Annotated in this window: 23 protein-coding genes; 8 read left to right on the top strand and 15 right to left on the bottom strand. The window is 74.7% G+C overall.

What is annotated here, in order from left to right; translation table 11 throughout:
- Positions 1–14 precede the first annotated feature (14 nt).
- From ACR80Q_RS10280 to ACR80Q_RS10295, 4 genes are all read right to left on the bottom strand, one after another.
- Positions 15–1376: a M16 family metallopeptidase gene (locus ACR80Q_RS10280; RefSeq protein WP_435377510.1), complete on the bottom strand. Its 1362-nt coding sequence runs from the start codon at positions 1374–1376 to the stop codon at positions 15–17.
- Positions 1376–3625 carry a polyribonucleotide nucleotidyltransferase gene (locus ACR80Q_RS10285; RefSeq protein ID WP_435377511.1) on the bottom strand — a complete coding sequence of 750 codons (2250 nt, stop codon included), beginning with the start codon at positions 3623–3625 and terminating at the stop codon, positions 1376–1378. The genes ACR80Q_RS10280 and ACR80Q_RS10285 overlap by 1 nt, the downstream gene beginning before the upstream one ends.
- 224 nt (positions 3626–3849) lie before the next feature.
- A complete protein-coding gene (rpsO, locus tag ACR80Q_RS10290; RefSeq protein WP_435377512.1) occupies positions 3850–4119 on the bottom strand; it encodes a 30S ribosomal protein S15 in 270 nt (89 codons plus the stop codon).
- Positions 4120–4231: 112 nt separating this feature from the next.
- Complete coding sequence (locus ACR80Q_RS10295) at positions 4232–5224, bottom strand: bifunctional riboflavin kinase/FAD synthetase (RefSeq protein WP_435377513.1); 993 nt, start codon at positions 5222–5224, stop codon at positions 4232–4234.
- A gap of 106 nt (positions 5225–5330) precedes the next feature.
- Between ACR80Q_RS10295 and ACR80Q_RS10300 the strand changes: the two genes are divergently transcribed.
- Positions 5331–5768 (top strand): SRPBCC family protein, encoded by a 438-nt coding sequence (locus ACR80Q_RS10300; RefSeq protein WP_435377514.1) that lies wholly within the window; start codon positions 5331–5333, stop codon positions 5766–5768.
- 37 nt (positions 5769–5805) lie between these two features.
- Here the strand turns inward: ACR80Q_RS10300 and ACR80Q_RS10305 are convergent, their stop codons facing one another.
- The gene (locus tag ACR80Q_RS10305; protein ID WP_435377515.1) at positions 5806–6366 is read right to left on the bottom strand and encodes a CGNR zinc finger domain-containing protein; all 561 of its coding nucleotides are present in this window, start codon (positions 6364–6366) and stop codon (positions 5806–5808) included.
- A gap of 79 nt (positions 6367–6445) precedes the next feature.
- Between ACR80Q_RS10305 and ACR80Q_RS10310 the strand changes: the two genes are divergently transcribed.
- A complete protein-coding gene (locus ACR80Q_RS10310) occupies positions 6446–7492 on the top strand; it encodes an EamA family transporter (RefSeq protein WP_435377516.1) in 1047 nt (348 codons plus the stop codon).
- 40 nt (positions 7493–7532) lie between these two features.
- Here ACR80Q_RS10310 and ACR80Q_RS10315 read toward each other — a convergent pair whose 3' ends face one another.
- A complete protein-coding gene (locus ACR80Q_RS10315) occupies positions 7533–9449 on the bottom strand; it encodes a propionyl-CoA synthetase (RefSeq protein ID WP_435377517.1) in 1917 nt (638 codons plus the stop codon).
- Between the two features lie 172 nt (positions 9450–9621).
- On the opposite strand from ACR80Q_RS10315, the gene ACR80Q_RS10320 reads away from it, so the two are divergent.
- The 4 genes from ACR80Q_RS10320 to ACR80Q_RS10335 all read left to right on the top strand — a co-directional run bounded on the left by ACR80Q_RS10320 (position 9622) and on the right by ACR80Q_RS10335 (position 12357).
- Complete coding sequence (locus ACR80Q_RS10320; RefSeq protein WP_435377518.1) at positions 9622–10572, top strand: DUF3097 family protein; 951 nt, start codon at positions 9622–9624, stop codon at positions 10570–10572.
- 35 nt (positions 10573–10607) lie between these two features.
- On the top strand, positions 10608–11300 hold the full coding sequence (locus tag ACR80Q_RS10325; protein ID WP_435377519.1) for a DUF2461 domain-containing protein: 693 nt from the start codon (positions 10608–10610) through the stop codon (positions 11298–11300).
- A gap of 65 nt (positions 11301–11365) precedes the next feature.
- A complete protein-coding gene (locus tag ACR80Q_RS10330) occupies positions 11366–12058 on the top strand; it encodes an AzlC family ABC transporter permease (protein ID WP_435377520.1) in 693 nt (230 codons plus the stop codon).
- The gene (locus ACR80Q_RS10335) at positions 12055–12357 is read left to right on the top strand and encodes an AzlD domain-containing protein (RefSeq protein WP_435377521.1); all 303 of its coding nucleotides are present in this window, start codon (positions 12055–12057) and stop codon (positions 12355–12357) included. Before ACR80Q_RS10330 ends, ACR80Q_RS10335 begins: the two co-directional genes overlap by 4 nt.
- A 12-nt stretch (positions 12358–12369) precedes the next feature.
- On the opposite strand, the gene ACR80Q_RS10340 is transcribed toward ACR80Q_RS10335, so the two are convergent.
- From ACR80Q_RS10340 to rimP, 7 genes are all read right to left on the bottom strand, one after another.
- The gene (locus tag ACR80Q_RS10340) at positions 12370–13677 is read right to left on the bottom strand and encodes a M48 family metalloprotease (RefSeq protein ID WP_435377522.1); all 1308 of its coding nucleotides are present in this window, start codon (positions 13675–13677) and stop codon (positions 12370–12372) included.
- Between the two features lie 10 nt (positions 13678–13687).
- Positions 13688–14698 (bottom strand): tRNA pseudouridine(55) synthase TruB, encoded by a 1011-nt coding sequence (truB, locus tag ACR80Q_RS10345; RefSeq protein WP_435377523.1) that lies wholly within the window; start codon positions 14696–14698, stop codon positions 13688–13690.
- Between the two features lie 2 nt (positions 14699–14700).
- Positions 14701–15207: a 30S ribosome-binding factor RbfA gene (gene rbfA / locus ACR80Q_RS10350; protein ID WP_435377524.1), complete on the bottom strand. Its 507-nt coding sequence runs from the start codon at positions 15205–15207 to the stop codon at positions 14701–14703.
- A gap of 174 nt (positions 15208–15381) precedes the next feature.
- Positions 15382–18444: a translation initiation factor IF-2 gene (gene infB / locus ACR80Q_RS10355; protein ID WP_435377525.1), complete on the bottom strand. Its 3063-nt coding sequence runs from the start codon at positions 18442–18444 to the stop codon at positions 15382–15384.
- Between the two features lie 83 nt (positions 18445–18527).
- The gene (locus tag ACR80Q_RS10360; protein WP_435377526.1) at positions 18528–18845 is read right to left on the bottom strand and encodes a YlxR family protein; all 318 of its coding nucleotides are present in this window, start codon (positions 18843–18845) and stop codon (positions 18528–18530) included.
- Between the two features lie 116 nt (positions 18846–18961).
- Entirely contained in the window at positions 18962–19984 is a 1023-nt protein-coding gene (gene nusA, locus ACR80Q_RS10365) for a transcription termination factor NusA (RefSeq protein WP_435377527.1), read from the bottom strand.
- A complete protein-coding gene (rimP, locus tag ACR80Q_RS10370) occupies positions 19984–20580 on the bottom strand; it encodes a ribosome maturation factor RimP (RefSeq protein WP_435377528.1) in 597 nt (198 codons plus the stop codon). The genes nusA and rimP overlap by 1 nt, the downstream gene beginning before the upstream one ends.
- 132 nt (positions 20581–20712) lie before the next feature.
- Between rimP and ACR80Q_RS10375 the strand changes: the two genes are divergently transcribed.
- A complete protein-coding gene (locus ACR80Q_RS10375; RefSeq protein ID WP_435377529.1) occupies positions 20713–22134 on the top strand; it encodes a hypothetical protein in 1422 nt (473 codons plus the stop codon).
- A gap of 22 nt (positions 22135–22156) precedes the next feature.
- On the opposite strand, the gene ACR80Q_RS10380 is transcribed toward ACR80Q_RS10375, so the two are convergent.
- A complete protein-coding gene (locus ACR80Q_RS10380; protein WP_435377530.1) occupies positions 22157–22975 on the bottom strand; it encodes a TSUP family transporter in 819 nt (272 codons plus the stop codon).
- Positions 22972–24750 (bottom strand): proline--tRNA ligase, encoded by a 1779-nt coding sequence (locus tag ACR80Q_RS10385; RefSeq protein ID WP_435377531.1) that lies wholly within the window; start codon positions 24748–24750, stop codon positions 22972–22974. Before ACR80Q_RS10385 ends, ACR80Q_RS10380 begins: the two co-directional genes overlap by 4 nt.
- Positions 24751–24973: 223 nt before the next feature.
- Between ACR80Q_RS10385 and ACR80Q_RS10390 the strand changes: the two genes are divergently transcribed.
- Positions 24974–25885, top strand: coding sequence for a hypothetical protein (locus tag ACR80Q_RS10390; RefSeq protein WP_435377532.1), 912 nt, complete (start codon positions 24974–24976; stop codon positions 25883–25885).
- Positions 25886–25939 lie beyond the last annotated feature (54 nt).

The raw sequence follows: 25939 nt of genomic DNA on the forward strand, positions 1-25939 counted from the left end.
CCACGTCCTGCACGTCAGCGGCCTGCGGTGCCGAAGCCGCGGTCGGCGTCGAACGGGCCGACGACGGCCAGGCTGCGGGGCCGTGAGGCCAGCTCGGCCGCCAGGTCCTGGACCTGTTCCGCGGTGACCGCGCGCAGCCGCAGCAGCGTCTCGTCCAGGTCGGTGTAGGCCCGGTGGACGAGCTCGGCCTTGCCGAGGCGCGACATCCGCGACCCGGAGTCCTCCAGGCCGAGCGTCATCCCGCCGGACAGCTGACCGACGGCACGCTCCAGCTCGCCCGGGTCGAGCCCGTCGGCGGCCAGGCGCTCCCACTCCGCCCCCAGCAGGTCCACGACCTTGTCCACCTTGGCGGGGTTGCAGCCGGCGTACAGGCCCATGTAGCCGCCGTCGGCGTAGCTGGCGCTGAACGAGTAGACGCTGTAGGCGAGGCCCCGCTTCTCGCGGACCTCCTGGAACAGCCGGCTGCTCATCCCGCCGCCGAGCGCCGTGTTGAGCACGCTCAGCACGTAGCGACGCTCGTCGGTGGCGGACAGGGCCGTGGTGCCCACGACGACCTGCGCCTGCTCGATGTCGCGGCGCACCACGACGTCGCGCCCGGACGCCGTGGCCTCGCGGACGCTGTCGGTGCCCCGCAGGTGACGCGGGGTGCCGACCCGGTCCAGCCAGCCGGCCTTGTCCAGCTCGGCCGAGACCGCCTCGACGACCTCGTCGTGCTCCAGCCCCCCGGCGGCCGTGATCACCAGCGTCGGGCCCTCGTAGTGGCGCCGGTAGTGGTCCACGACGTCGTCGCGGCCCACCCCCTTGATCGTCTCCGGCGTGCCGCCGATGGGCCGACCCAGCGGGTGGTCGGCCAGGACGGCCTCCGCGAAGCGCTCGTGGACGACGTCGGACGGGTCGTCCTCCGCCATCGCCAGCTCCTCGAGGATGACCTCGCGCTCGGACTCGAAGTCCTCGGCGCCGATGCGTGAGCTGGTCACCATGTCGGTGATGACGTCGATGGCCATCGGCGCGTCGCCCGCCATCACGCGGGCGTAGTAGCAGGTGTGCTCCTTGCCGGTGGCCGCGTTGGCCTCGCCACCGACGGCGTCGAACGCCTCGGCGATCTCCAGCGGGCTGCGTCGCTCGGTGCCCTTGAATAGCAGGTGCTCCAGGAAGTGGGTGCTGCCGTGGTGGCCGTCGGCCTCGTCACGGGAGCCGACGCCCACCCACATGCCCACCGTGGCCGAACGCAGCCCGGGCATGGACTCGGTGAGGACACGGACCCCGGACGGCAGGACGGTGCGGGCGACGACGGAACCGCCGTCGGAGGCGACCAGCACAGGCTGGCCGCTCCCGACGGCGGTCGCGTCGTCGATCGTGAGATCGACGGGGGTCATCAGCCCTCGAGCGACCCGACGGACTGGACCGCGTCAGCGGTGTCGGCGGCACCTGCGCTCGTGCTGTCGGGCCCGTCGGTGTTGACGACCGACAGGGAGAGCTTGCCGCGCTGGTCGATCTCGGAGATCTCGACCTGGACCTTCTGGCCCACGCTGACGACGTCGTCGACGTTGTCCACCCGCTTGCCGCCGACCAGGTCACGCATCTTGGAGATGTGCAGCAGGCCGTCCTTGCCCGGCATGAGGGCGATGAACGCGCCGAACGTGGTCGTCTTGACGACCGTGCCCAGGTAGCGCTCGCCGACCTCCGGCATGGTCGGGTTGGCGATCTGGTTGATCGCCGTGCGGGCGGCCTCGGCCGAGGGGCCGTCGACCGCACCGATGTAGACGGTGCCGTCGTCCTCGATCGAGATGTCGGCGCCGGTGTCGTCCTGGATCTGGTTGATGATCTTGCCCTTGGGCCCGATCACCTCGCCGATCTTGTCGACCGGCACCTTGACGGTGATGATCCGCGGCGCGAAGGGGCTCATCTCGTCGGGCTCGTCGATGGCCTCGGCCATGACGTCCAGGATGTGCAGGCGGGCCTGCTTGGCCTGGGTCAGCGCGGCGGCCAGGACCGACGCGGGGATGCCGTCGAGCTTGGTGTCGAGCTGGATCGCCGTGACGAACTCCTTGGTGCCGGCGACCTTGAAGTCCATGTCGCCGAACGCGTCCTCGGCGCCGAGGATGTCGGTGAGCGCCGCGTAGGTCGTCTCGCCGTCGACGGTGTCGGAGATGAGGCCCATGGCGATGCCGGCGACCGGGGCGCGCAGCGGCACACCGGCGTTGAGCAGGGCCATGGTCGACGCGCAGACCGAACCCATGGAGGTCGAGCCGTTGGACCCGAGGGCCTCGGAGACCTGGCGGATCGCGTAGGGGAACTCCTCGCGGCTGGGCAGGACCGGCGTGATGGCGCGCTCGGCGAGCATGCCGTGGCCGATCTCGCGGCGCTTGGGCGTGCCCACCCGACCGGTCTCGCCGGTGGAGAAGGGCGGGAAGTTGTAGTGGTGGAAGTACCGCTTGGACTTCACCGGGCCCAGGCCGTCGATCTTCTGCTCGAGCTTGAGCATGTTGAGGGTGGTGACGCCCATGATCTGGGTGTCGCCGCGCTCGAACAGGGCCGAGCCGTGGACGCGGGGCAGGATCTCGACCTCGGCGCCGAGCTGGCGGATGTCGGCCAGGCCGCGACCGTCGATGCGGACCTTGTCGGTGAGGACCCGCTGGCGGATCAGGTTCTTGGTGATCGAGCGGACGGCGGCGGACAGCTCGCCCTCGCGCCCCTCGAAGCCCTCGCCGAGCGAGGCCAGCGTGGCGGCCTTGATCTCGTCGAGGCGGGCCTCGCGCTCGAGCTTGTCGGCGATGCGGAGCGCGGCGGCCAGGTCGGACTCGGCCGCAGCGGCGACTGCGTCGTACGCGTCGCTCTGGTAGGCCGGGAACAGCGGGTAGTCGCGCGTCGGCTTGGCCGCCTTGTCGGCGATCTCCTGCTGGGCGGTGATGAGGACCTTGAGGAACGGCTTGGCCGCCTCGAGCCCCTGGGCGACGACCTCCTCGGTGGGGGCCTGGGCGCCCATCGAGATCTTCTCCCACGCGGAGTCGGTGGCCTCGGCCTCGACCATCATGATCGCGACGTCGTCGGCGTCGGTGACGCGGCCGGCGACGACCATGCTGAAGACGCCCTGCTCGACCTGGTCGTGGGTGGGGAACGCGACCCACTGGCCGTCGATCAGCGCGATCCGGACCCCGGCGACGGGGCCCGAGAAGGGCAGGCCGGCCAGCTGGGTGGACAACGAGGCGGCGTTGATGGCCACCACGTCGTAGGAGTCCTGCGGGTTCAGCGACAGGATGTCGACGACGACCTGGATCTCGTTGCGCAGGCCGTCGACGAACGACGGGCGCAGCGGACGGTCGATGAGGCGGCAGGTGAGGATCGCCTCGGTGCCGGGACGGCCCTCGCGGCGGAAGAAGGAGCCGGGGATCTGGCCCGCGGCGTACATGCGCTCCTCGACGTCCACCGTCAGCGGGAAGAAGTCGAAGTGGCTCTTGGGGTTCTTGCTCGCGGTCGTGGCGCTGAGCAGCATGGTCTCGTCGTCGAGGTACGCGACGGCGGAGCCGGCGGCCAGCTTGGCCAGGCGACCCGTCTCGAAGCGGATGGTGCGGGTGCCGAAGCGACCGTTGTCGATGACGGCCTCGGACGTGTGGATGTCTACCACTGTGATGTTCTCCGTTCTGCCCCCGTCGGGGGCACTCCCCGTTCCTCGGGGCTCTCGTCGGCGAGAGGGCGGCGCGGGCGGCACCGGCGGTGCCTCCCGCTGCGTGCGCGCACTCTCAGGTGGTGCTCGTGCAGGTGGTGCTCTTCAGGTGGTGCGGGTGGTTCTCGAGCGGGTGGTGCGCATGCGCGAAGGGCGGCCCCCCGGAGGGAACCGCCCTGTGCGTGTCAGCGACGCAGACCGAGACGCTCGATGAGCGAGCGGTAGCGCGCGATGTCGGTGCGCTGCAGGTACTGCAGCATCCGGCGGCGCTTGCCGACCAGCAGCAGCAGCCCCCGGCGGGTGTGGTGGTCGTGGTCGTGGGTCTTGAGGTGAGCGGTGAGGTCGACGATCCGCTTGGTGAGCATCGCGACCTGGACCTCCGGCGAACCGGTGTCGGTCTCGTTCTCGCCGTACTCAGCGATGATCTGCTTCTTGGTGGCAGAGTCGAGGGGCATTCGGTCTCCTTGAGGTCGTTGCGCGGCGCGCCGGGGGCGGTTCCACCCGGGCATGCTGATCCGCGGCCGGTTCACGGCGGTCGTCACAGTACCAACGGGCCGGACCGCACCCCTAATCGGCCAGCGGCTGCTGGGCGCGCGGCGCAGGGGCCCCCAGGACGACCCGGGCCTCCTCGACGTCGCGGGCCATCTGGGTCAGCAGCGCGTCCACGTCGTCGAAGCGCAGCGTGTCGCGCAGGCGCTCCACCAGCTCGACCCGGACGCGCCGGCCGTACAGGTCGAGGTCGTCCGGCCCCAGGTCGTCGCACGGCAGCACGTGGGCCTCGACGCGGCGCTCGGTGCCGTCGAACTGCGGGTTGGTGCCGATCGAGACCGCCGCGGGCCAGGCGGCCCCGCCACCCTCCCCCACGACGCGCAGCCGGCCCGCGTAGACCCCGTCGGCCGGGACCAGGCCCTCCAGGTCGGGGCCCAGGTTGGCCGTCGGGTAGCCGAGCTCTCGTCCCCGGTGGTCGCCGTGCACGACCGTGGCGTCCAGGCGGTGCGGACGTCCGAGCACCCGGGCGGCCTCGCCGACGTCACCCACCGCCAGACAGCTGCGGACCCAGCTGGAGGACCACCGGCGCCCCTGCGGCGCCTCGACGTCCGACAGCGCGACCACGTCGAAGCCGTACCGCTCGCCCAGCTCGCGCAGCGTGCCCAGGTCCCCGGCGTTCTTGTGCCCGAAGCGGACGTCGGTCCCGATGACGACGGTCGTGGCGCCCAGCGCCCCGACCACGGTGCCGGCGACCCACTCCTGCGGGCTCTGCCCGGCCAGGGCGAGGTCGAAGCGCTGCACCAGCAGGGCGTCGAGCCCGGTGAGGGCCAGCAGCTCGACCCGCTGGTCCGGGCCCGTCACCAGCGGCGGCGCGACGTCGGGGCGCAGGACGTGCAGCGGGTGCGGCTCGAACGTGATGGCCACGGCGCGGGCCTGGCGCGCCCGGGCCAGGTCGGTGACCTGCCGGAGGACGGCGGCGTGACCCCGGTGCACGCCGTCGAAGTTGCCGACGGTCACCACGGCCGGCCCGGGCAGCCGGGGGACGTCGTCCAGCGATCTCCACACGTGCACGCCGACAGGGTGCCAGGTGCCGGGCGTGCCCACCCGCAGCAGGTCGGAGGTACCGCCTCGGGGGTACCCCGGGCATACCGCCTGCGGCTGCACCTACCGTCGTGCCGTGACCATCTCCAGCGCCCGCACCGTCGCCGCCCCCGCCGCCCGGGTGCACGACCTGCTGACCGACGTCGACGCCTGGCCCCTCTGGAGCCCGCACGTCGTGTCGGTCGGCCCGCCGGGCGGTCGCGTGCACGACGGCTGGACCGGCCGGGTCCGCCCGTTCTTCGGCCCGGCGACCACGATGAACGTCACCCACGTCGAGCGCGACGGCGGCTACCGCTGGAGCACCACCGCGCTGGGCCACCGCCTGGACTACGTCCACGAGGTCCGCCCGGTCGGCCCCGACCGGTGCGTGGTCCGGTTCCGGGCCGACGTCCACGGGCCGGCGGCCGGGCTGGTGGAGCGGCTCGTCGGGTGGTTGTCGGCGTTCGGCCAGCGCCGTCGGCTGGCCCGGCTGGCCACCCTGGCCGAGGGCTGGCAGCGGGTCGAGCAGGACTAGGGCCGGTCTGTCGACCGGAGCACCGGCCCGAGGGCGCTCAGCCCTCGGCGGCCTTGCGGGCCCGGTACGCCGCGACGTTGGCCCGGTTGCCGCACCCGGCCTCGCAGTAGCGCCGGGACCGGTTCTTGGACAGGTCGACGTGGACGTCGTCGCAGTCCTCGCCCTCGCACACCTTGAGCCGGTCGACCTCCCCGCTGCGGACCACGTCGACCAGGGCCATCGCCGCCTCGACCGCCATCCGCACCGCCAGCGGCTGGTCGGGCGACGTGGCGTGCAGGTGCCAGTCCCAGCCGTCGTGACGGACGAGCTGCGGTCGGGCCCCGCCGTCGGTGAGCATCCGGTTCACGCCCTCGACCAGCTCGTCGGTGGAGGCGGAGGTCCACAACCGGTGCAGCTCGAGGCGCAGGGCCCTGACGTCGGCCAGCTCCTGCTCGACCCCGGCCCCCTCCGCCCGGCTCCCCGTGAACCCGGACGCCGCGACGAACGCGTCCAGCGTCTGCCGGTCGACGAGGGAGTCCTCGCCCGTGCGCAGGCCCAGGGTGTTGACCAGCGCGGCGGCCCCGATGAGCGCCTCCTCGGTGTCATGGGCGAATCGCACTTCACTCCTGACGTCGGATCCACTAGTGTCACTGTCGACGCACAGTTTACCCCTTACTTCTCGTCTCCAGAGGAACCCCATGACCACCACCACGTCGTCGAGCCGCGCCCGCAGCACCGGAGGCCCGGCTCCCCGTCAGCACTTCGTGTCCGGGCTCTGGCTGGCGCTGGCCTCCGCGGCGGCCTTCGGCAGCTCCGGCCCGTTCGCTAAGTCGCTGCTGGAGGCCGGCTGGAGCCCGGCCGCGGCCGTCACGGCCCGCATCGTCGTCGCGGCGCTGGTGCTGCTCGGCCCGGCGCTGGTGATGCTCCGGGGACGCTGGCACCTGCTGCGCCGCAACGCGGTGCTGCTGCTGACCTACGGCGTCGTCGCCGTGGCGGCCGTCCAGCTGGCCTTCTTCAACGCGGTGAGCACCCTGTCGGTCGGGGTGGCCCTGCTCCTGGAGTACCTCGGGGTGGTGCTGGTCGTGCTGTGGCTGTGGGTGCGCCACGGCCAGCGGCCGCGCCGGTGGACCGTGGTCGGCATCGCGCTGGCGGTCATCGGGCTGATGCTGGTGCTGGACGTGCTGGGCGGCATGCGGGTCGACGGCGTGGGCGTGCTCTGGGCCCTCGCGGCCGCGTTCGGGCTCGCCACCTTCTTCGTGCTCTCCGCCCGGGCGGGCACCGGTCTGCCCCCGCTGGTGATGGCGGCGGCCGGTCTGCTCGTCGGCGGGGTGGCGCTCGTGCTGGCCGGCCTGGTCGGCCTGGTGCCGATGACGGTCACCACGGCCGACGTCGACCTCGGCGGGCGCCCCTTCCCGTGGTGGGTCCCGGTCGTCGGGCTGAGCCTGATCGCCGCCGCGTTCGCCTACGCCTCGGGCGTGGCGGCGACCCGGCGGCTCGGGTCCAAGGTGGCGGGCTTCGTCGGGCTGACCGAGGTGCTGTTCAGCCTGCTGTTCGCCTGGCTGCTGCTGGGCGAGCTGCCGCTGCCGGTGCAGCTGCTGGGCGGCGCGTTCGTGGTCGCCGGTGTCGTGGCGGTCCGCTACGACGAGCTGACCCGGCCGGGGCCCGACGCCGACGGGCAGGACCCCGGCGCCGTCGACGGACCGGGCCAGCCCGTCACGGCCACCCTGTCCCCCGTGGAGCCCTGAGCCGCCGGACGGGACCCGCGGCGAGTCGCCGCGCGGCGCCTCAGGCGCCGCGCAGCAGCCCCTCGACCTGCTCCAGCACCGCCACGTCCTCGATGGTCGAGGGGACGGTCGGGCGCTTGCCGTCGGCCATCTCGCGCATCGTCCGCCGCAGGATCTTGCCCGAGCGGGTCTTGGGCAGCGCCGCCACGACGTCCACCCGCTGCAGCGACGCGATGCCGCCGACCTCCCCCCGCACCACGGCCTTGAGCTCGGCGACCAGCACGTCCAGGTCGAGGTCCTCCGAGCCCGCCTTGAGCACCACGAGCGCACGGGGCACCTGGCCCTTGAGCTCGTCGTGCACCCCGATGACCGCGCACTCCGCGACCGCCGGGTGACCGGCGAGAGCGGCCTCGATGCCCCCGGTCGACAGCCGGTGACCGGCGACGTTGATGACGTCGTCGGTGCGGCCCATGACGAACAGGTAGCCGTCGGCGTCCCGGTACCCGCCGTCGCCGGTCAGGTAGTAGCCGGGGAACGTCGACAGGTAGCCGTCGAGGTAGCGCTGGTCGTCGCCCCACAGCGTCGGCAGGGTGCCGGGTGGCATGGGCAGGCGCAGGCAGATGGCGCCCTCGGTGCCGGCCGGCACCGGGCGGCCGTGACCGTCGAGCACCTGCACGTCGTAGCCCGGGACCGGCACCGACGGCGAGCCCGGCTTGATGGGCAGCTCCTCCAGACCGCGGCACCCGGCGGCGATCGGCCAGCCCGTCTCGGTCTGCCACCAGTTGTCGACCACCGGGACCCCGAGGACGTCCCCGGCCCAGTGGTAGGTGTCGGGGTCCAGCCGCTCCCCGGCCAGGAACAGGGTCCGCAGGCTCGAGGTGTCGTGGGCCCGCACCTGCCGACCCATCGGGTCGACCTTGCGGACGGCCCGCATCGCGGTGGGGGCGGTGAACATGACCGACACGCCGTTCTGCTCCACCACCCGCCAGAACGCCCCGGCGTCGGGGGTGCCGACCGGCTTGCCCTCGTACATCACGGTCGTCGCCCCGACCAGCAGCGGGGCGTAGACGATGAACGAGTGCCCCACCACCCAGCCGACGTCGCTGGCGGTGAACATGGTCTCGCCGGGGTGCAGGTCGAAGACGTTCCTGATGGCCCAGGTCAGGGCGACCGCGTGCCCGCCGTTGTCACGGACGATGCCCTTGGGCCGGCCGGTCGTCCCGGACGTGTACAGGACGTACAACGGGTCCGTCGCCTGCACCGGCACGCAGTCGACGGGCTCGGCCGTCGCCATCAGCTCGTCCCAGTCGTGGTCGCGGCCCGGGGTCGTCCCGGCCCTCAGCTGCGGTCGCTGGAGCACGACGACGTGGGCCGGGGGGTGCTCGGCCCGGGCCAGCGCGGCGTCCACCATGGGCGTGTAGGCGATGACCCGGCTCGGCTCGATGCCGCAGGAGGCCGTGACCACCACCACCGGTCGCGCGTCGTCGATCCGGGCGGCCAGCTCGGCGGGGGCGAACCCGCCGAACACCACCGAGTGCACCGCCCCCAGCCGGGCGCAGGCGAGCATGACCACGGCGGCCTCGGGGACCATCGGCAGGTACACCACCACCCGGTCGCCGCGCTGCACCCCGAGCCCGCGCAGCACGCCCGCGAACCGGGACACCTGGTCGAGCAGCTCGGCGTAGGTGAGGACCCGCCGGGTGCCCGTCACCGGGGACTCGTGGACCAGTGCCGGCTGGTCGCCCCGCCCGTCGCGCACGTGCCGGTCGAGGGCGTTGAAGCAGGTGTTGAGGACCCCTCCGGTGAACCAGCGGTACAGCGGGGCCGCGTCGTCGTCCAGGACCCGGGCCGGCTCGGTGTCCCACTCGACCGCCGTGGCCGCGTCGCGCCAGAACCCGTCGGGGTCGGCCAGGGAGCGCTGGTGGGCCCGCGCCCACGCACCGGCGCGCGGGAGTACGTCCGTCTCGTCTTCGAGCATGGGTCATCGTGGCTCGCCCTCCGGCCGGGGGGAACGCTCCCCGGCGCGTCGGGCGGTGTGCGGTAGGCCCTGGACGACGAACGGGTCGCGCACCACCGCTGGGCCCAGGGACCGCACCCGGCGCGGGCGTGTCCGGCCGGGGCGGGCGGGGGCGGGTGCCTACCGTGGCGCGGTGACCGCCATGCCCCCGCACGACCGAACGCGCACCGTCCGGCCGCCGGTCGACCGATCCCGCCCCGCCCGCACCGGCGCCGCCGCCCCGGGCCCCGACCGGTACGCCGGGGACGTCCTCGCCGCCCGGCGCCGGCCCGTACCGGTCGAGGAGGTCCCGGCGACCCCCGGTCTGGTCGTCGAGGAGGTCACCACCGGCTGGTGCGGCGCGGTCCTGCGGGTCGAGAAGGTCGGCGGGATGCACGTCGTCGTCCTCGAGGACCGCCGGCTGCGGACCCGGACCTTCCCGCTGGGGCCGGACTTCCTGCTGGAGGGCCGCCCGGTGACCCTGGTCCGACCGCGCCCCGCGGCCGCCGGGCCCGTCGCCCCGGCCCGCTCCGCCAGCGGGTCCGTCGCCGTCGCCGGGGCGCGGGCCCGCGTCGCCCGGGCCAGCCGCATCCTGGTCGAGGGCACCCACGACGCCGAGCTGGTCGAGCGGGTGTGGGGTCACGACCTGCGGGTCGAGGGCGTCGTCGTCGAGGCCCTGGACGGGGTGGACGACCTGGCCGTGGCGCTGCGGGACTTCCGGCCGGGCCCCGGGCGGCGCATCGGCGTCCTCGTCGACCACCTCGTCGCCGGCAGCAAGGAGTGGCGCGAGGCCGAGGCGGTGTCCCGCTCCCCCGCGCTGCGCGAGCACGTCCTGGTGGTCGGTCACCCCTACGTCGACGTCTGGCAGGCGGTCCGGCCGCAGCGGGTCGGCCTGGACGCCTGGCCCGTGGTGCCCCGCGGCCGGCCGTGGAAGGAGGGCGTCCTGGCCCACCTCGGCTGGGCGCACGACACCCCGCAGGACGTCGGGCGCGGCTGGGGCCGGATCCTGGGCACGGTGCGGTCGTGGACGGACCTGGAGCCGGAGCTGCTGGGCCGGGTCGAGGAGCTCATCGACTTCGTCACCGGCGACGACGGCGACCGGTGAGGCCGGTGCCCCGCCCGCGCCCGTAGCGTGGCCGGGTGAGCGACACGACAGCACCTTTCACCGGGTTCGGCGAGGGCATGCCCCTGTTCTTCGAGGGGCTCGAGGCCGACAACTCCAAGGCGTACTGGACCGACCAGCGCCCGGTGTACGAGGAGCACGTGCGCGCACCCATGCTCGCCCTGCTCGCCGCGCTGGAGCCGGAGTTCGGCGCCACGAAGATGTTCCGCCCCTACCGCGACGTCCGGTTCTCCCACGACAAGACCCCGTACAAGACGCACGCCGCCGGCGTCGTCAACCGCACGGACGGCCGGGGCTCGCTGTACCTGCACGTCGACGCGGACGGGCTCCTCGTCGGCGGCGGGTCCTGGCGGATGGAGCGGGACCAGGTCGTCCGGTTCCGCGAGGCGGTCGCCGACGACGGCACCGGGCGGGCGCTGGTGCGGGTCGTCACGCGGCTGAGCGACGACGGCTGGACGACCGCCGGCGACACGCTGGTGCGGGCCCCCCGCGGGTACGACCCCGCCCACCCGCGCATCGACCTGCTGCGGCACAAGGGGTTCGCCATGTCGCGGCACCACGAGCTCGAGGACTGGGTCTTCGGACCCGGCGCCGTCGACGTCGTGGCCGAGCACTGGCGCGCGGTGGCACCGCTCGACCGGTGGCTGGCCCGGCACGTCGGCCCACCCGTCCCCCAGGCCACCGACCGCGACCAGGCCCGACGCCTCTGACGAGCAGACCACCGCCAGGTGGATGGCCGCCGACAGCGGACGCCGTCTCCCCTACCGTGCCTGCCGTGAGCACCCCCACCCCCGTCTCGACCCCGGACGCCGTCCGGGCCGCCCGGCGCGACGGCGTCGGGCTGGGGCTGCTCGGCGTCTACGGGGTCAGCTTCGGCGCGGTGGCCGTGGCCGCGGGCCTGTCGCCGCTGCAGGCCGTGGTGCTGTCGGCGGTCGGGTTCACCGGCGGCTCCCAGTTCGCGTTCGCCGCGGTCGCCGCGGCGGGCGGCGCCCCGGTCACCGGGCTGGCCTCCGCCTGGCTGCTCGGGGTCCGCAACACCCTGTACGCCGTCCGGCTGACGGACCTGCTGCCCCGGCGGGGACCGGCCCGGGTCGGTGCGTCGGCGCTGGTCATCGACGAGACCACCGCGATGGCGCTCCGTCACGAGCCCCACGGCCCGCAGGCCGCGAGGGCCGCGTTCTGGGCGACCGGGATCGGGCTGTTCGCCACCTGGAACGCCACCACCGTGCTGGGTGCCTACGGCGTCCAGGCCCTCGGCGACCCCGCCGCCCTGGGGCTCGACGCCGCCGCCCCGGCCGCGTTCCTGGCCCTGCTGTGGCCCTACCTGAGGCAGCGGCGCACCGCGGCGGTGGCCGGGCTGGCCGCGGTCGTCGCGCTGGCCGCCTCGTTCGTGGCGCCCGCCGGCATCCCCGTCCTGGCCGGCGGGGCCGTGGCGCTGCTCGGCCTGAGCCCGCGGGCCCGCCGATGAGCTGGCTCGCGGTCTGGGTCTGCGCCGTCGGTCTGCTGCTGCAGAAGGTGGCCGGCGCGTTCGTGCCGCGCGGGTGGGTCTCCGGCGAGCGGGTCCGGGGGGTCCTGACCCTGCTGCCCGTGGCCATGTTCGCCGCCCTCACCCTGACCCAGGTGCTCGGCGGTGCCGACGGGTTCGTGCTCGACCTGCGGCTGGTGGGGCTAGGCACCGCGGCGGTGGCCCTGCTGCTCCGCGCCCCCTTCCTGGTGGTGGTCGTGGCTGCGGCCGCGGCGACGGCGGCCGCGCGCCTGCTCCTGTAGGCCCTCGCGTCGTCACCGGCCGGCGACGCCGGTGCCCGGAGGGGTCGTCCACCGCGTCGCGTCGGCGCGGGCCACCCGCTCCGCCCCGCTCGGGTGCGTGCCGAACCACCACTGGTACGCCGCCGGTGGCGACGGGTCGGCCCGGTTGGTCACCAGCAACGTCCGCATCGCCTCGGCGTAGGCGGCCGGGTCCTGCGTCAGCTCGACGGCCCGGACGTCGGCGGCCCGCTCGAGCTGCCGGCTGAGAAGCGCCGTGGCCGGCGCCGCCGCCACCTGCACCAGGAGCACCGCCAGCAGGACCACGCCGGCCGCGGACGTCCCGCCGACGCCGCGCCCGCCACGACGAGACCCCAGCACCACGGCCGCCGAACCGAGCAGCAGGACGACCGTGCCCGCCCCGACCGCACCGAGCACGGTGCCCCGCAGCACGTCCTGCGCGGCGGCGTGCGCGGTCTCGTGGGCCACGACACCCCGCACCTGATCCGGCGGCATGGTGGCCAGGAGCGTGTCCTGCAGGACGAGCCGGCGGGTGGGACCGAGCCCCGACACGTAGGCGTTGAGGGCCGTGGTGCGGGCGGAGGCGTCGGAGACCAGCACGTCGGCCACCGGCGCCCCCGCCTGCTCGGCGGTCCGCTCGACCTGCGCACGCACCGGCCCGTCCGCCAGCGGCCGGAGGTCGGCCAGCGCCGGTTCCACGACCACGGGGTGCAGCAGCGACACCACCACGACCAGCGTGGCGGTCACCGCGGCGGCCACGCCCGGCCACCAGCGCGGGGCCACCCGGGCCAGCAGCACCACGGTCAGGACCACAACGGTCAGGACGACGGCCTCGAACCCCGCGGACACCAGCCGGTCACGGGCCCAGCCGCCCCAGCCCTGCACCGACAGGCCGGCGTCCCGGCGGACCGCCTCCGCCCAGACCCCGAACGGCCAGCGGGCGACCAGGACGAGCCCGAGGACCGCGAGGACCTGCACCACGACCTGCCCGGCGACCCGTGCGCTGCTGCCGTCGCGCCCCGGCAGCCGGGCCAGCAGCCGCCGGCCGGGGCGGCTCAGCACCACCAGGGCCGTCGTGAGCAGGCCCACCGTCAGCGACAGCAGCGCCGGGAGCCGCAACGAGGCCGCCACCTGCGCCGACGTCTCGGCCACGCCCCCGGGCAGCCCCGCCGTCGGGTCCACCGCCCCGGCCGGCGCAGACGTCCACGGCACCAGCAGCCAGACGAGCGTCAGGAGCAGGGCGACCGCGGCCGTCGCCACCACCGCCAGCGCCGGCGGCAGCGGCCTGCCCGCCGCCCCGCCCTCGTCGCCGCCCCGGCTCACCGCAGCGGCCTCACGCGGCCGGTGGGGCCCCGCGCAGGTGGGGCGGCACCACGAGCACCGGGCGGGCCCGGCCCTCGACGTCGCCGACCAGCGCGACGAGCACGCCGTCCGGGTCCACGGCCGCCACGACCTGCTCCTGCTCCAGGCCCCAGGCCGGGAGCCGCCGACCGTGACCCAGCAGGGTCGCCGTGGCCCGGTCGACCTCTCGCACCTCGAAGCAGCGTCGCGCGGCGCCCACCAGGTCGAGCAGGTGCGGCCGGACCGCGAGCCGGGCCGCGTCCAGCACCTCCTCGCCCACCCGGCGCCCCGGCACGTCGAACGCCTCCGACTGCTCGAACGGCCCCGACCGGGTCCGGCGCAGCGCGGTCAGGTGACCGCCCACGCCCAGCGTCTCGCCCAGGTCGCGCGCCAGCGCCCGGACGTAGGTCCCCGACGACACCTCGGCCAGCACGTCGACGTCCAGCACGGCCCGCTCGACGCCGTCCGGCCCGGGCGCGCGGCCGGGCCGCAGCGCCAGCACCTCCAGCCGGTGGACCGTCACCGGGCGGGAGGCCAGCTCCACGTCCTCGCCCGAGCGGACGCGGGCGTAGGAGCGCCGGCCGTCCACCTTGATGGCGCTGACGGAGGACGGCACCTGCCGGACGGGTCCGCGCAGGGGGGCGCACGCGGCCTCGACGTCCGCGCGGGTGACGTGGCCGGCGTCGGCCCCCCCGCCGGCCTCGCCCTCGGCGTCGTCGGTCACCGTGGCGACGCCGAGGCGGACGGTGGCGAGGTAGGTCTTGTCGTGCCCGACCATGTAGGTCAGGAGCTTGGTCGCCCACCCCACCCCGACCACCAGGACCCCGGTGGCCATCGGGTCCAGCGTGCCGGCGTGACCGACCCGACGGGTCCGGAACAGCTTGCGGCACCGGGCGACCACGTCATGGCTGGACGCACCCTGCGGCTTGTCCACGACGAGGATCCCCACCGGCTCCACGTCGGCGCGGTCGGCGCGCCGCTGGGGCGCCGGCTCCTCGGCCACGCTCAGACCCGCTCGCCCTCGTCGGAGCCGCCGTCCTCCTCGTCTGCGTCGTCTGCGTCGTCTGCGTCGTCCTCGTCGTCCTCGGCCACGACGCGCGGCGCCTTGTACGGGTCGGCCTCGCCCGCCGGCTCCGCGAGCAGCGCGGCCGCGGCGATCTCGGCGTCACGGGCGCGGGCGGCGGCCAGCACGTCGTCGATCCGGCTGGCGGTCTCGGGCACGCCGTCCAGGACGAACTCCAGCGTCGGCGTCAGCCGCATGCCGGTCTGCCGCCCGACCTCGGCCCGCAGGAACCCGCGGGCGGACTCCAGCGCGGCGGACGTGTCGGCCTTGGCCTCGTCGTCGCCGTAGACGGTCCAGAACACGGTGGCGTGCTGCAGGTCGTTGGTGACCCGGGCGTCGGTCAGGGTCACGAAGCCGACGCGGGGGTCCTTGATGCGCTTGTCGAGGGTCTCGGCGACGACCACCTTGATGCGGTCAGCCAGCCTCCTCGCGCGTGCCGGGTCAGCCATGTCGTGGTCCTCCTGCGTCGGTCGGGCGGGCCGGGTCGACCGGCCCCGGGACGGGAAGGCGCCGCCGGGACGTGGTCCCGACGGCGCCTGCCCTCGTCGTTCTGGTGCGGTGCTGCTTCCTGCTGCTTCGTGCTGATCTGGTGCTGATCTCGTGCTGCGGTGCTGTGCCGTGGGTCAGGCGCGCGGCTTCTCCCGCATCTCGAACGTCTCCACGACGTCGTCGGAACGGATGTCGTTGAACGAGCCGAGGCCGATACCGCACTCGTAGCCCTCGCGGACCTCGGTGGCGTCGTCCTTGAACCGTCGCAGCGACTCGATCTTGAGGTTGTCGCCGACCACGACCCCGTCGCGGATGAGCCTCGCGCTGGAGTTGCGACGGATGAGGCCGGACCGGACGAGAGCACCGGCGATGTTGCCGAACTTGCTCGAGCGGAACACCTCGCGGATCTCGGCGGTACCGAGCTGGACCTCTTCGTACTCGGGCTTGAGCAGACCCTTGAGGCCGTTCTCGACGTCCTCGATGGCCGCGTAGATGACCGAGTAGTAGCGCATGTCCACGCCCTCCCGCTCGGCCAGCTGGGTGGCCGGGCCGTCGGGGCGCACGTTGAAGCCGATGACGATGGCGTTCGACGCGCTCGCGAGCATGACGTTGGTCCGGGTGATGGCCCCGACGCCGCGGTCGATGATGCGCAGCTCGACGTCGTCGCCCACGTCGATCTTGACCAGGGCCTCCTCGAGCGCCTCGACCGAGCCGGACACGTCGCCCTTGAGGATCAGGTTGAGCGTCTCGACCTTGCCGGCCTGCAGCGCCTGCGTGAAGTCCTCGAGCGTGATGCGCTTGCGTGCCTTGGCCAGCATGGCGTTGCGCTCGACGGCCGCACGCTTCTCGGCGATCTGGCGCGCGGTCCGGTCGTCGGACGCCACGAGGAACGTGTCGCCGGCGCCGGGGACGCTGGTCAGGCCGAGGACCTGGATCGGACGGGCGGGCAGCGCCTCGGTGAGCGCGTTGCCGTGCTCGTCGAACATGGCCCGGACCCGGCCGTAGGCCGTCCCGGCGACGATCGCGTCGCCGACGTGCAGCGTGCCGGACTGGACGAGGATGGTCGCGACGGGGCCGCGACCCTTGTCCAGGTTGGCCTCGATCGAGATGCCGCGAGCGTCCTTGTCGGCGCGCGCCCGCAGGTCCAGGGCGGCGTCGGCGGTGAGCAGGACGGCGTCGAGCAGCTCGTCGATGTTGAGCCGCTGCAGGGCCGAGACCTCGACGAACATGGTGTCGCCGCCGAAGTCCTCGGCCAGCAGGCCGTACTCCGCCAGCTGACCCTTGACCTTCTCGGGGTTGGCGCCGTCACGGTCGATCTTGTTGACCGCGACCACGATCGGCACGTCCGCCGCCTGGGCGTGGTTGAGCGCCTCGATGGTCTGAGGCATCACGCCGTCGTCCGCGGCCACGACGAGGATCGCGATGTCGGTCACCTTCGCGCCTCGGGCACGCATGGCGGTGAACGCCTCGTGGCCCGGGGTGTCGATGAAGGTGATCGCGCGGTCGACGTCCTCGTGCATGTGACGGACCTGGTAGGCGCCGATGTGCTGCGTGATGCCACCGGACTCCCCCGCCACCACGTCGGTGGAGCGGATCGCGTCCAGCAGCTTCGTCTTGCCGTGGTCGACGTGACCCATGACCGTGACGACCGGAGGCCGCGCGATCATGGACTCGTCCTCGTCCTCGGCGTCCAGGTCGATGTCGAACGCCTCGAGCAGCTCGCGGTCCTCGTCCTCCGGCGACACAATCTGGACGTCGTAGCCCAGCTCGGTGCCGATCAGCAGGAACGTGTCCTCGTCCAGGCTCTGCGTGGCCGTGGCCATCTCGCCGAGACCGAACAGGACGCGCACGAGCGAACCGGGGTTCGCGTCGATCTTGTCCGCGAAGTCGGTCAGGCTCGAGCCACGACGCAGGCGCACGACGGTCGTGCCGTCACCACGAGGGACGTCGAAGCCGCCCATCGTCGGCGCGGACATGTTGTCGAACTCCTGGCGCTTGGCCCGCTTCGACTTGCGGGCGCGGACCGGACGACCGCCACCGCGGCCGAAGGCACCCTGGGTGCCACCGCGGCCACGGGACCCCTTGCCGAACCCACCACTGGTGGGCATGCGGCCGGGAGGACCACCGGGAGCGCCACCGGGACCACCGGGGCCGGCGCCGCCGGGACGACCACGACCGGGAGCGCCGCCCGGGGCACCGGGACGACCTCGACCCGCGGCACCGCCGGGACCCGGACGACCGGGGGCGGGACGCGGCGGCATCATGCCGGGGTTGGGGCGCGGCGGCATGCCGGACGGGCTGGGACGCGGGCCACCGGGACCCGCCGCACCACGGTCGGCGGGCCGGGGCATGCCCTGGCGCGGCGCGAACGGGTTGTTGCCGGGGCGCGCCGGACCACCGGGCCGAGGCATGCCCTGGCTCGGCGCGAACGGGTTGTTGCCGGGGCGCGCCGGACCACCGGGCCGAGGCATGCCCTGGCTCGGCGCGAACGGGTTGTTGCCGGGGCGCGCCGGACCACCGGGCCGAGGCATGCCCTGGCTCGGCGCGAGCGGGTTGTTGCCCGGACGGTTGGGGGTGGCACCGGGGCGCGGGGCCCCGGGACGGGGGGCGCCGCCGGGACGTGCGGCGTCGTCGGGACGTGCGGCGTCGTCGGCCGCAGGGGCCTCCGGCGCCGGCGCGTCCGGGGCCTCGGGGGCCTGGGCGGCCGGGGCCTGGGGCGCCGGGGCCTCAGGAGCCCTGGTCGCCGGGGCCTCGGGAGCCTTGACCGCCGGGACCTCGGGCGTCGGGGCGACCGGGGCCTCCGCCGCAGCGGGGACCTCCGGGGCGGCCGGCGCGGGCGGACGGGGACCGGGTCGGGGACCGCCGCTTCGTGCCGGGGCGGCCGGAGCCGCCTCGGCCGCGCGAGCGACCGGAGCCTTCGGGGTCGTCGGGGCTGCGGGGGCGGTCGGTGCCTGCACCGCAGGGGCGCCGGCAGCCGGTGCGGCCGCAGCAGGAGGCTTGGGGGCCGCCGGCTTGGCCGGGGCCGCGGGGGCGGGGGCGGCGGACTCGAAGTTCTCCCGCACCTTCCGCACCACGGGCGCCTCGATGGTCGAGGACGCCGCACGGACGTACTCCCCGTTGTCCTGCAACCAGGACAACAGGTTCTTGCTGGTGAGACCGAGCTCCTTGGCGAGCTCGTGCACGCGGACCTTTGCCACTTCTCTCCTGTCTTGGTCCGCAGCCAGACAGGCACGGACCGGGTTTAGCGAGGGCTGTTCATGGCAGCGCGCTCATGGGGTGCTCATACCTCGTCGACCCGCTTCCGGTTGGGTGGTGGTGCCTTGGAGTCTGGTGCCTTGCCTGTCGCGCCCTGCTCCGCGAGGTGCTCGCGGACCGCGGTCGGGTCCACGGGCCCGGGGAGCCGCAGCGCCCGCGCGAACGCCTTGCGGCGTTCGGCCAGCTCCACGCACCCTCGGTCCCGGTGGACCCAGGCACCGCGTCCGGGGCTGCTGGCTCCGGGGTCGGGGACGGCGAGCAGCCGACCCTCGACCTCGTGACCGACGATCCGGACGAGGACGGACCTCGGTGCGGTGCGGCGGCACCCGATGCACGTGCGCACAGGTCCGTCGGACGAGAGGTCCGGGGACTGCGAGCGCGTGGCAGGGGGAGCCGCTACGCCGTTCGAGGCCGTGACTAGTGTAGCGCCGTCGCGGGCCCGACCGGACCGCGACGGGCTCACGAGGGGGCGACGGGCCCTGCGGGGTCGTCGTCGGAGTCCCGACCACGCGGCGCGGGGGCCTCGTCGGAGCGGATGTCGATGCGCCACCCGGTCAGCCGGGCCGCGAGGCGGGCGTTCTGCCCCTCCTTGCCGATGGCCAGGGAGAGCTGGTAGTCCGGGACGACGACCCGGGTCTGCTTGGCGACCGGGTCGACCACCTCGCACGAGATCACCTTGGCCGGGCTGAGCGCCGCCGCCACGTAGCGCGCCGGGTCCTCCTCGAAGTCGACGATGTCGATCTTCTCGCCCCGCAGCTCGGACATCACGGCCCGCACCCGCTGGCCCATCGGCCCGATGAACGCGCCCTTGGCGTTGAACCCGGGCCGGCCGGACATGACGGCCACCTTGGAGCGGTGCCCGGCCTCGCGGGCGACGCCCATGATCTCCACGGTGCCGTCACCGAGCTCGGGCACCTCCAGCGCGAAGAGCCGGCGCACCAGGTTGGGGTGGCTGCGCGACAGCGTGATCTGCGGGCCCTTCATGCCCTTGGCCACCGACACCACGTAGCAGCGGACCCGCTCGCCGTGCTTCAGGCCCTCGCCCGGCACCTGCTCCGCCGGCGGCATGATGCCCTCCACGTCGCCGAGCTGGACCCGGATGTAGCGGGGGTCGCGGCCCTGCTGCACGGTGCCGGAGACGATGTCGCCCTCCTTGCCGCGGAAGTCGCCCAGGACGCGCTCGTCCTCCGCGTCGCGGATCCGCTGCAGGATGACCTGCCGGGCCGTCGCGGCGGCGACCCGGCCGAACCCGGTCGGGGTGTCGTCCCACTCGCGGACCACGGCCCCGGTCTCGTCGACCTCCTGGGCCATCACCGCGACCCGACCGGACTTGCGGTCGAGCTCGATCCTGGCCCGCTGCTCGGAGCCCTCGGTGCGCTGGTAGGCCAGCAGCAGGGCCTGCTCGATGGTGCTGAGCAGGACCGGCAGCGGGATCTCGCGCTCGGCCTCGATCAGGCGCAGCGCCTGCAGGTCGATGTCCATCAGGCCTCCTCCGCCTCGTCGTGCTCGTCGTGCTGGTCGGTGTCGTCGTGCTGGTCGGTGTCGTCGTGCTGGTCGGTGTCGTCGTGCTCGTCGGTGTCGTCGTGCTCGTCGGTCTTCTTCGGCTTGGTGAACTCCACCTCGACGACGCCCTTGCGGACGCCGTCCCAGTCCACGGTGACGTGCTCACCGGCGACGTCCAGGACGGCTCCGCCGTCGCCGACCTCCAGCAGCCGCCCGGTCAGCGGCTCGGCGCCCTCGCGCTCGACCCGGACGAGCCGTGTCCTGGCGCGCAGCCAGTGCCGACGCTGCGTCAGGGGCCGGTCCACGCCGGGTGTGGTGACCTCCAGGGAGTACGGGTCGGCCCCGAGCGCGTCCGAGGTGTCCAGGGCGTCCCCGACCGCGCGGGAGACCCCGGCCACCCGGTCCAGGTCGACCGAGCCCACCTCGTCCTCGGGCAGGTCGACGACGACGCGGACCTGACGTCGTCGTCCGACGGCCGTGACGACCACGTCCTCGAGCACGAGACCGGCGCCGCTCACGACCGGGTCGAGCTGCGCGGCGAGCTGCGCGGCGAGCTGCGCGTTGGGCGTGGACACGGTCGTGGCCTCCGGTTCTGGGGTGGGTGGGGAGCCCCACACAGTATCCGGGCCGGGACGGTCACGGACCCACGCGAGCGCCCGGCCGCGGCGTCCGGGCCCTCCGGGCGGTCCGTCTGACAGCATCGGGCCGTGCCCCCCTCCCGCCCCGCCGCCCGTCGTGCGGGCGGGGCCACCGGGACGCCGTCGCGGCGCACGGTGCTGCGCCTGGGTGTGCTGACCGGTCTGGGGCTGGGCACGGCCGCCTGCTCCGCCCCGCAGCGTGAGGCGCTGCTGGACGTCGACCCCCGTGAGGTGCGCCTCGACCGCGACCGCCCGGTGCCGCCCCGGCCCGTCCCGAGCGACCGCGAACGACGGCGCCTGGCCGTGCTGGGCGGTGCGCTCGCCGCCGCCGCGGCCTACCAGGGCGCGGCCGGCACGGCACCACCGCTGGTGGGCCGGTACGGGGGCGCGGCGGCCGTCACCGACGCCGTCGCGGTCCACCAGGCCCACCGTCAGCTGCTGGGGGCCGGACCGACCGCCCCGTCGGGGCTGCTCGGGCGGGTGGCGGTCGACGAGGGCGGGCCGGTCCTCGACCCGTCCTCCCGACCCGCGGCGGTGCTGGGGGCGGGCCGGACGGTGGCCCTGGCCGCCGCGTCCGCCGAGCGGTCCGCCGACGACGCCGACGCGGACCTGGCCCTGCTGCACGCCCGCGTCGCGTCCGCCCGGGCGGCCCAGGCCGCGGCCCTGCGGGGTTCCGGACCGGTCGACCTGGCGTGGCCGACCGACCTGGCCGGCCCCGCCGACCCCGACCTGGCCGACCCTGACCTGGTCGACCCCGACCCCGCCGACCCCGACCTGGCCGACCCTGACCTGGTCGACCCCGACCCCGCCGACCCCGACCTGGCCGACCCTGACCTGGTCGACCCCGACCCCGCCGACCCCGACCTGGCCGACCCTGACCTGGTCGACCCCGACCCCGCCGACCCCGACCTGGCCGACCCTGACCTGGTCGACCCCGACCCCGCCGACCCCGACCTGGCCGACCCTGACCTGGTCGACCCCGACCCCGCCGACCCCGACCTGGCCGACCCTGACCTGGTCGACCCCGACCCCGCCGACCCCGACCTGGCCGACCCTGACCTGGTCGACGCCCTGCAGCGGCTGCTGGCCCAGGAGCACCGGGCCCGCTGGTCCTACGGCGTGGTGCTCGCCTGGTCGACGGACCGCACCGACGACGCCGGCGGGGCCCGCCTCGACCACGCCCGCCGGGTCGAGGCCCTGACCTCGCTGCTCGCGCAGCTGGGCGCCGCCGAGGTGGGGGCGCTCGCGACCTACCCGACCGACGACGCCGGGCAGCCCGTCGACGGCCCGCAGACCGCGGCCGCCCTCGCCATGCGACTGGAGGACGCGGTCACCACCGCGACCGCCGTGGTGCTCCGCGCGGCCCTGGCGCTCGACCCCGCCGCCGCCGGCCAGGAGGCCTGGGTGGCGGCGGCGGTCACCGCCCTCGCCGAGGCCGAGCGGTCCCGGTGGTCCTGGGGCGGGGCCCCGCTCCCCCTGCCCGGCGGCTGAGCCGTCCCGCGGGGGACGCGCCTCAGAGGAACAGGTCCCAGGCGAGGCGGACCGCGAGGCCGCCGACCACGACGAGGAACACCACCCGCACGAACGCGGAGCCCCGCGCGATGGCCGTCCGGGCCCCGAGCCACCCACCGAGCAGGTTCGTGGCCCCCATCAGCAGGCCCAGCGTCCACAGCGGCGCCCCCTGCACCGAGAAGACCGCGAGCGCCGCCAGGTTGGTGACGGCGTTGGCGATCCGGGCCAGGCCGGTCGCGTCGAGGAACTGGTAGCCGGCCAGGCCGACGAGCGCGAACACGAACAGGGTCCCGGTACCGGGGCCGAAGATCCCGTCCCAGATCCCGACGCCGATGCCGATGCCGGCCAGCAGGGCCGCGAACGACACGCTGCGCACCCGGTGCCGCTCGACCAGCCCCATCTGCGGCTTGGCGACGGTGACGACGCCGATGACGACGACCAGCACGAGCACCAGCGGCGTGAACAGCCCGGGCGGCACGAACGCCGCCAGCGCCGCCCCCAGCGCCGAGCCGGCCGCCGCCGACGCCGTCAGCACGCCGATGGCGCGGGGTCGGCGCGGCAGGTTGCGCGCGTAGGTGATGGCGGCGATCGACGTTCCCCACACCCCGGACAGCTTGTTGGTGGCCAGCACCTGGACCGGGGCCGCCCCGGGCAGCGCCAGCAGCAGGGCGGGCAGCTGGACCAGCCCGCCCCCGCCGACGACCGCGTCGACCCAGCCCGCCACCAGGGCGGCGAGCAGCAGCAGGGCCAGCACCTGCCAGCTGGTGTCGGGCATGCCCGGCAGGCCGGTGAGGACACCGGCCGGCAGGGACGCGGTCACCCTCCGATGCCCAGGCGGGCCGGCAGGTCGTCCAGGGCGACGTCGTCACGGTCGCCGGTGCGGCGGTCCTTGACCTCGACGAAGCCCTCGGCGAACCGCTTGCCGACCACGACGATGGTGGGGATCCCGACGAGCTCGGCGTCCTTGAACTTGACCCCGACGCTGGCCTTGCGGTCGTCGAGGACCACGTCCAGGCCGGCGGCGTCGAGCCGGGCGGCGATGTCCTCCGCGCCCTGGGCGACGTCGGCGTCCTTGCCCGCGACGACCACATGGACGTCGGCGGGCGCGACCTGGGCCGGCCACACCAGCCCGACCTCGTCGTGGCTGGACTCGGCGATCGCGGCGACCGCCCGGGACACACCGACCCCGTAGGAGCCCATGGTCACCACGACCTGCTTGCCGTTCTCGTCGAGCACCTTGAGGTCGAGGGCCTCGGCGTACTTGCGGCCGAGCTGGAACACGTGGCCCATCTCGATGCCGCGGGCGGACTCCAGGGTGCCGGTGTCGCAGACGGGGCAGGCGTCGCCGTCGCGGATCTCGGCGGCCTCGACCGTCCCGTCGGACCCTTCCTGGCCCGCGGCCGGGAAGTCCCGGCCCGCGACCAGGTCGAAGACGTGGTGGCCGCGGCTGTCGGCACCGGTGAGCCACGCGGTGCCGGCGACGACCCGGGGGTCCAGCAGGTAGCGGATGCCCGTGCTGCTCGTGCTGCCGAGCGCGCCGGGCCCGATGTAGCCCTTGGCCAGGCCCGGGTGCCGCTCGAAGTCGGCGTCGGTGAACGCCTCGACCTCGGCGGGCTCGACGACGGCCTGCAGCCGCTTGGCGTCGACCTCGCGGTCACCGGGCACCCCGATGGCCAGCGGCTCACGCGTGCCGTCGGGGTGGCGCAGCACGACCAGGACGTTCTTGAGGGTGTCGGCCGCGGTCCAGGGCCGGTCGTCGCGGGGGTGGGCGGCGTTGGCGTGGTCGACCAGGGTCTGGATGGTCGGGGTGCCCGGGGTGTCCTCGACGTGGCTCGCGGGGAGCACGGCCAGCTCCTCCGCCGAGCCTGCGGCGGGGACCCGCGTGGTCACGGCCTCGACGTTGGCGGCGTAGGCGCACGTGGTGCAGCGGACGTAGGTGTCCTCACCGGCCGGGCTGGGGTGCAGGAACTCCTCGCTGGCCGACCCGCCCATCGCACCGGACACCGCGGCCACGACCACGACGTCCAGGCCGAGCCGCTCGAACAGCCGCAGGTAGGCCGCGCGGTGCTGCTGGTAGCTGGTCTCCAGCCCGGCGTCGTCGACGTCGAAGCTGTAGCTGTCCTTCATGACGAACTCGCGCCCGCGCAGCAGCCCCGCCCGGGGGCGCGCCTCGTCGCGGTACTTGGTCTGGATCTGGAACAGGTGCAGGGGCAGGTCCTTGTAGCTGGAGTACAGGTCCTTCACCAGGAGCGTGAACATCTCCTCGTGCGTGGGCGCCAGCAGGTAGTCCGCGCGCTTGCGGTCCTGCAGGCGGAACACGTTGTCGCCGTACTCGGTCCAGCGGCCGGTCGCCTCGTAGGGCTCGCGCGGGACCAGCGCGGGGAAGTGGACCTCCTGCGCGCCGATCCGCTCCATCTCCTCGCGGACGACCTGCTCGACCTTGCGCAGCACCCGGTAGCCCAGCGGCAGCCACGAGTACACCCCCGGCGCGGCCCGACGGATGTAGCCCGCCCGCACCAGCAGCCGGTGGCTCGCGACCTCCGCGTCGGCCGGGTCGTCGCGCAAGGTGCGCAGGAAGAGGGAGGACATCCGCATGAGCACGACCGCGAGGGTACCGGCGGCCCCGCCCCTCCCCCGCCGCCGAGGCGTGGGTCGGCACTGACGGCCCGCTGGCCGGGTCGACGGGCATGGATGCGGACCAACCCCGCTGTCGACGCCGCTGCGGGGCCCCCGTCGGGCCGATCTCCGCATCGGTGGCTCGGCCCGAACCTGTGGACGAGCCGCACGGGACCACGCCCGTCCGCACGACCCTGGAGCCGTGCCCCTCGACCCGGTCACCGTCCTGTGCGCGATGGGCGGCCACGCCCCCTACCGGAGACTGGTCGAGGCCTGCGGGCGCGCCGCACTGCGACGCGCCACCGAGAGGGGGCAGGTCGTCGCGCTCGGCCGGGGCCGCTACACGTTGCCCACCACGTCGGAGCCGTCTCGCGTCGCCCTCGCCGACGGCGGTGCCCTGTCGCACCTGTCCGCTGCCGAGGCGCACGGCTGGGCCCTGACCCGGCGTCCGGCCGAGGTGCACGTGACGGTCCCCGCCCACGCGCACCGGTCGGCCACCGACACCTGGCGACGTCACTACGCCCCCCTGACTCGGTCCGAGCTGGCCGCGGGGCTCACCGACCCGGCCCGGACGGTCGTCGACTGCGCCCGGCTGCTGCCGCTACCGGAGGCGTTGGCGGTCGCCGACTCGGCCCTGCGTTCCGGCAGCATCGACCCGGTCGATCTGGACGAGGCGGCCGCAGCCGTGCGCGGCCCTGGGGCCCGGCAGGTCAGGCTGGTCCTGGTCCACGCGGACGATCGCGCCGCCAACGCCTTCGAGTCGACCGTGAGGGGCACGCTCCTGGCCGCCGGCATCACCGGTTTCGTCCCGCAGCTGCTCGTCACCGGCGACGGGCTGCTCGCTGCCGTGGACCTCGGGCACCCTGAGCTGAAGGTGGCCCTGGAGGCGGACGGGTACGGGGTGCACGGCAACCGTCGCGCCTTCGCCGCCGACCTCGCCCGTCATGACGAGCTGCAGGCCGCCGGGTGGATCACCCGCCGGTTCGCCTGGGAGCACGTCATGTTCAGACCGGGCTGGGTGGTCGCCCAGGTCCGCAGCGCGCTCGCCCAGGAGCTCGTCCACCGACCACGGATGCGGAGCAGCAGCTCGCGAAGAGCACGCAAGGCGGTGTGACCGCCCCTTGATCCGCACTCGTGCGCAGCCGCCATCGTCCCGCCCCTCGCCCGC

It is taken from the genome of Aquipuribacter aurantiacus (genome assembly GCF_051216895.1).
Lineage (GTDB): Bacteria > Actinomycetota > Actinomycetes > Actinomycetales > JBBAYJ01 > Aquipuribacter.